This is a genomic window from Kamptonema animale CS-326 (genome assembly GCF_028330895.1).
Lineage (GTDB): Bacteria > Cyanobacteriota > Cyanobacteriia > Cyanobacteriales > Microcoleaceae > Kamptonema > Kamptonema formosum.
This window is the reverse complement of record NZ_JAQMUA010000090.1, coordinates 1-6,248: the sequence shown is the minus strand read 5'-3', so window position 1 is coordinate 6,248 and position 6,248 is coordinate 1. Positions and strand designations below refer to the sequence as shown.

4 protein-coding genes are annotated in these 6,248 nt (G+C 43.7%); 1 reads left to right on the top strand and 3 read right to left on the bottom strand.

Translation table 11 applies throughout. The annotated features are described in order from the left end of the window. Positions 1-110 precede the first annotated feature (110 nt). Positions 111-3,659, top strand: coding sequence for a PAS domain S-box protein (locus PN499_RS05165; RefSeq protein ID WP_272030622.1), 3,549 nt, complete (start codon positions 111-113; stop codon positions 3,657-3,659). Positions 3,660-3,752: 93 nt separating this feature from the next. Here the strand turns inward: PN499_RS05165 and proC are convergent, their stop codons facing one another. From proC to PN499_RS05150, 3 genes are all read right to left on the bottom strand, one after another. Further along, positions 3,753-4,574, bottom strand: a complete 822-nt coding sequence (gene proC / locus PN499_RS05160) for a pyrroline-5-carboxylate reductase (protein WP_272030621.1) — start codon at positions 4,572-4,574, stop codon at positions 3,753-3,755. A 200-nt stretch (positions 4,575-4,774) separates the two neighbouring features. Then, positions 4,775-5,386, bottom strand: a complete 612-nt coding sequence (locus tag PN499_RS05155) for a cell division protein SepF (RefSeq protein ID WP_272030620.1) — start codon at positions 5,384-5,386, stop codon at positions 4,775-4,777. 207 nt (positions 5,387-5,593) lie between these two features. Beyond that, positions 5,594-6,248 (bottom strand): YggS family pyridoxal phosphate-dependent enzyme (locus tag PN499_RS05150; RefSeq protein WP_272030619.1); only part of this gene is annotated, 655 nt, incomplete at its 5' end.

Sequence of the window (6,248 nt, the reverse complement as noted above, 5' to 3'; positions counted from 1 at the left end):
CCCTAGCCCCTAGCCCCTAACCGCCTTAGCGGTTGCTATAACTGTAATGCTTGTGGTAACAAAAATTGGCTCGGCAGTTCCAACACAATTCCTCAAAGAGGTTTTTGGCAATGGCTAACCATCCCTTAGAAACAGAATTAACCAAGAGACTTACTCTGTTAGATGCCTTTTTCAGCTCCGCCGCAGTGGGAATGTGCATTTTTGACGACCAAATGCGATTTATAGATATTAATGAAACCCTCGCTCAAATAGATGGGCTACCAGTCGCCGAGCATATTGGTAAGACTCTAAATGAAATTGTGCCAGATATCGCGCGAATTTTAGAGCCGATTAACAGGCAAGTGATCGAGACTGGTATTCCCGTCCTTAACTACGAACTAAACGGAGAAACTCCAGCTCAGCCAGGGATAAAAAGGCATTGGACAGCTTCCTTTTTTCCGCTTTCCAACAACTTAGGCATCAGCGTCGGCATAGGTACAATAGTAGTAGAAATCACCGAGCAAAAACTTGCTCAAGCCGTACAAGAAGAATTAATCGAGTCTTTACACAAAAGCGAATCTAAACTGAAAGCTGCGGAAAAATTAGCTCACGTTGGTAATTGGGAAGTTGATATTGCTACAGGTGCTTTTACTTGGTCAGATGAACTTTTCCGCATATTTGGACTAGACCCCAATCAACCGCTACCGAATGCTTTAGAAGACTGTCTTTCTATCCATCCCGACGATTTAGCCTACTGGAAAACCCACATTAATAGTGCCATCGAGCGAGGCGAAGCTTATGCAATTGACTTTCGGATCGTCCGCCCAGATGGTGAAATTCACTATATTTCAGATCGCGGACAGCCAGAGATTATCAATGGCAAAGTCGTGCGCTTATTCGGTACTGTGATGGATATTACGGCTCGCAAACTAGCAGAAATTGAACTGCAACGAGCGAATGAGGAACTAGAGAATAGAGTTGCACAGCGCACTGTCGAATTAAGCAAAACAATAACCTCCTTAAGTTTAGCTAACGCGCAGTTGCAAAATGAGATTGCATCGCGTCAGTTGGCAGAGAAAGCACTACAAGAAAGTTTAGAGCGTTTTGAATTAGTTAGCCAAGTTTCTTTTGATGGAATTTGGGACGGCCGATTCGTTTGGGATGAGAGCGGAAATTCCCATGAAGAAGTTTACTATTCGCCGCGATTAAGAGAGCTAATTGGCTTAAAAGAGCAGGATTTATATAACAGAACTGAGAGTTATACTTCCCGTATCCATCCAGAAGACCGCGAGCGAGTTGCTAATGCTCTTAACGCTCACATGGGTAGTGGACTTCCCTACCAAGATATCGAGTACCGAATTTTAACTAAAAGTGGATTTTACCGCTGGGTTAGTGCCAGAGGTCAGTCCCAGTGGGACTCACAAGGTAGAGTTTTACGATTTATCGGTTCAATTCGCGATATTACGGAACGCAAACAAGCAGAAGCAGAACTACAACAAACTCAAAAATTTTTAGAGTCCGTGCTGAATAATTTGCCTGTTTCTGTGGTGGTTAAAGAAGCTTCTGATTTGCGGTTTGTGTTGTGGAATCCAGCGTCTAAAAGTCTGCGAGGATTTGGACAAGAAGAAGTAATCGGCAAAAATGACTATGACTTTTTCCCTAAAGAGCAAGCTGATATTTTTATGCTCAAAGATCGGGAAGTATTAACTAGCGGTAAAGTGATCGATATCCCTGAAGAGCCGATTCAGACTAAGCAAGGCGAACAAAGGATATTACACACGAAAAAAACTGCGATTTTAGATGCTGATGGTTCCCCTGCTTATTTGTTAGCTATTGCTGAAGATATTACTGACCGTAAGCGAGCGGAAGCTGCTTTGCAAGAGAGTGAGAAAAGATATCAAACCTTAGCGAGATTATCCCCTGTGGGGATATTTAGAACCGACGTTAAGGGGGATTTTTGCTATGCTAATGAAAAATATTGCGAGATCGTCGGGATAACGGAAGGGGAAGCACTAGGAATGGGTTGGTCAAGGGTATTGCATCCTGACGATCGCGATCGCATTCTCAGAGAATGGCATCACTCTACAATCCAAGGGATACCGTTTCGCTCGGAGTATCGATTTGTGCGTCCTGACGGGACTGTAACTTGGGTTTTAGGCCAATCATCCCCAGAAATAGAAGAGGCGGGAGAGGTGAAAGGGTATGTGGGAACTATTACGGATATTAGCGATCGCATTCAAGTAGAAGAGGCCTTACAAGAATTTGCAAATCGCCTCGAACTTCTTAACAAAATTGCCAGTCAGGTTCGTGCTTCTCTAGAAATAGATACTATTTTAGAAACCGTTGTAATTAGCATTCGCGATCTCTTAGATGTTGATATTTGCAGCTTTTTTTGGTACAAAACAGACTTTGAGGAACCAGTCTGGGAAGCGGTGAAAGAAGCTAACAAGTTTACCGACCTTAGTATGATGGGTATTTACCCAGCTTCTACTATTGTTCCCCTGTCAGAAAAATTGTTAAAGCTGGAAATAATTTGTGTTGATGATGCTGTCGAACATAGCAATATAGAGATGCGCGAAGCATTATTATCACTAGGCTTTTATTCATTTTTATCTGTGCCAATTCGGACTCCCGGAGGTGAAATTGGAGCATTAACCTGTAATCAGTTTAGCGAGCCGCGACCTTGGAGCGAGAGCGAAGTAGAATTAATCAAAGGGGTAGCGGATAATTTGGCGATCGCGATTTCCCAAGCGGAACTTTATAAACAAAGTCAGGTTTCTGGTCAAATTGCTCAAGAAAGGGCCTTACAATTAGAGGAAGCTTTACAACAACTTAAACGCACTCAAACTCAGCTAATTCAGTCAGAAAAAATGTCTTCTCTAGGTCAATTGGTAGCTGGAATTGCTCATGAAATTAATAATCCTGTAAGTTTTATTTACGGGAATATTGACCCTGCTAGAGAGTATATTTCTGATTTACTAGGTCTATTGGATCTTTATAAAGCGGAATATCCAGAACCGACTAGAGCGATAATTTCGGAAATGAAAGCGATGGATTTAGAGTTTATGGTAGAAGACTTACCTAAACTTTTAGAATCGATGAAAGTAGGAGCTGAGCGGATTGGAGAGATTGTGCTTTCGCTGCGTAATTTTTCACGGATGGATGAAGCTCAAATCAAAGATGTTGATATCCATGAAGGGATTAATAGCACGCTGAGATTGTTACAAAATCGGCTGAAGGCTCAACCAGATCATCCAGAGATTGCAATAGTTAAGGAGTATGGAAAGTTACCCTTGGTGGAGTGTTATGCGGGTCAGTTAAATCAAGTATTTATGAATTTATTGAGTAATGCGATTGATGCTTTGGAGGAGCGAGATCGAAGGCGATGCGCTGAGGAAGTTAAGGCTAATCCTAGTATGATTAGGATTGGGAGTTATGTAGTTAATTCTGAGCGAATAGCAGTATTTATTGCTGATAATGGGCCGGGAATACGGGAGTCGGTGCGAGATCGAATTTTCGATCCGTTCTTTACAACTAAACCTGTGGGGAAAGGGACGGGGTTGGGATTAGCTATTAGTTATCAAATTATAGTAGAGAAACATTTGGGGAGTTTGCGGTGTGATTCTGTGGTGGGTGAGGGGACGGAGTTTGTGGTGGAGATTCCTGTGAAGAGAAGTTGAGGAGAGGTATCTAGATAAAGCTTGTTTAATTGGGGTGGGAGTATAAATTAAATCTAATTTACTAATTTAAAGGTAGTCAGCCTGATGTAAAACCTATTGACCTAATTCTTGAGAACGCAGAGCAGCCGCTTTCACTGCTTCTATCAAAGCCGAGCGAAAACCTGCTGTTTCTAATTTAGCAATTCCTGCAATTGTTGTACCACCGGGACTCGTTACTCTATCTTTTAATTCTGCGGGGTGCATACCCGTTTCTGCTAACAATTTCGCAGTTCCTAATACTGTTTGCAGTGCTAATTTAGCCGCGATCGCCCTCGGCAAACCAGCATAAACTCCCCCATCTGTCAAGGCTTCTATCAAAATTGCTACGTACCCAGGGCCGGAACCCGAAAGTCCGGTGACTGCATCCATCATGCTCTCAGGCACTTCTACCACTTCCCCTACCGCCTGAAAAATGCCTGTAGCTAGCTCCAAATGATGCGATTGAATGTATTTTCCAGGTGCGATCGCACTCATTCCCGCCCCTACAGTCGCGGGCGTATTTGGCATCACCCGCAACACCGGATAGCCAGGAAAAGCTGCTTCTAACTTACTCAAGGGTACGCCAGCCAAAATTGACACTACCATTGGTTGTTCCCCCTTAGTACCAACAGTTTCACAATTGGTCAACTCCGCCGCCACTTGCTCAAATACTTGGGGTTTAATCGCTAAAAATAGCACTTCAGTTGCAGCCGCAACCTCTTGATTATTTCCCGTCACTCCCACGCCATATTTCTCCACCAAAAAATTGCGGCGTTGCGGCTGAGGCTCGCTCACTAAAACTTCTTTTGATTGATAAATTTCTCGTGCAATTAAGCGGGATAAGAGAGCTTCTCCCATTACCCCGCCGCCAATCATACCAAATTTTATAGTTGTCATTTGTTAATGGTTAGTTGTTAACTGTTAACTGTTAACTGTTAACTAATTAATTGTTATACATTATGCTTGTTATTAAAAAGGTCTTGAAGCAATCCCAGAGCTTTGAGATTGCTTCACTGCGTTCGCAATGACAGTATATGGTTAACTATCACCAATTAGCAATTAGCCATTAGCAATTACCAATTAGCAATTACCAATTACTAAAGTGCCGCTTGTGCTTGTTCTGGCTGCCAAGTTGGAGCAGTGGGAGCTGCAACACGGGGACGACCTTGAGCTGAGGGCACTTCATGTACCACTCCAGATTGAGTCCGCACTTGTACGCAACTCGGCGTAAACAAGAAAATACTTTCGCCAATTCGCTCTTGATGACCATCTAGAGCGTAGGTTCCACCTGCCACAAAATCTACAGCTCTCTGAGCTTGATCTGGGTCCATCACTGTCAGATTCAAAACTACAGACTTGCGTTCTTTCAGAGCTCTAATTGCTGCCGGCATTTCTTCAAAAGTACGAGGTTCCATGACCACCACTTCCGAAATTCCGTTCATTGCTCCAGGCATTCCAATCACATTATTCATTACTGAACCAACTCCACTTATCGGTGCGACAACATCCGTACTTGGCGATCCTACTACAGGCCGTTCCCGCAAGCGGCGATTAGTGCGGCGTTCTTCCTCTGCTGTAATCGCTGAAGGTTGCTCTTGCGGTTGGTAGGCGTTTTGATAACGCTCTCCTTCCATTTCGTCGTACTCATAATCGTACTCAACAGGATCGTTGAGTCCTACAAATTCTCGCAGTTTAGAAAAAATGTTCACGCTTCACGCTCCATCACAACTTATTTGCCCTGACTATAACTGATACTTTTAACTTAGACGTTCTGTGATTGCCGACTTATTTTTGTCAGATAGAGTCTAACACAAGATGTTTGGCTATTTTTGGGAAAGTCAGGAAAAAAGTTCTCAACAGTAAAACTGCTGTTGTGGGTGAGTCGAGGGCCTTTGACTACTTCTATAATTTACCGCTCAACCGTTTTTATTGGGATCTGCGATCGCTGATGTCCCCCTTTCACCAAACAAGGTTCGTCCAACCCGTACCATCGTAGCACCTGCTTGAATGGCTAAATGATAATCTCCAGACATCCCCATCGAGAGTTGCTGCATTTCAATGTGCGACCAATTTTGCTGTCTAATTTTCTCCGCTAATTCGCGAGCATCGTTAAACAGACTGAGGGTTTGCGCCTCATATAATCCTAAAGGGGGAATTGTCATCAATCCTTTAATTCTCAGGCTTCGACACTGATTGAGCTCTGGCAAGTCGGCAAGTAATTCGGGGATACTCCAGCCGTATTTATCGCGATCGGGCAAAATTTTCACTTGCAGGCAAGCTTGAGGCTGGTAGGAAAGTTCTTCAGCTAGGCGATCCAAACGCTGAGCTAGTTTTAAGCTGTCTACGGAATGAATCCACTGGAATAGTTGCACAGCTTTAGCAGCTTTATTAGCTTGGAGGTGGCCGATCAGATGCCAGGTAATATCAGGCAAATCTTGCATTTGAGCTTGTTTGTCTGCTGCTTCCTGAATCCGACTCTCGCCAAAATCCCGCACTCCTGCGGCATAAGCAGAGCGCATAGCGTCAACAGATACCTGCTTGCTGACGGCGATTAACCGCACGCTCGGAGGT

Excerpts from the sequence above, each read along its gene's own strand:
- proC (WP_272030621.1), bottom strand. The coding sequence starts at position 4,574 with ATGACAACTATAAAATTTGGTATGATTGGCGGCGGGGTAATGGGAGAA.
- PN499_RS05165 (WP_272030622.1), top strand. The coding sequence starts at position 111 with ATGGCTAACCATCCCTTAGAAACAGAATTAACCAAGAGACTTACTCTG.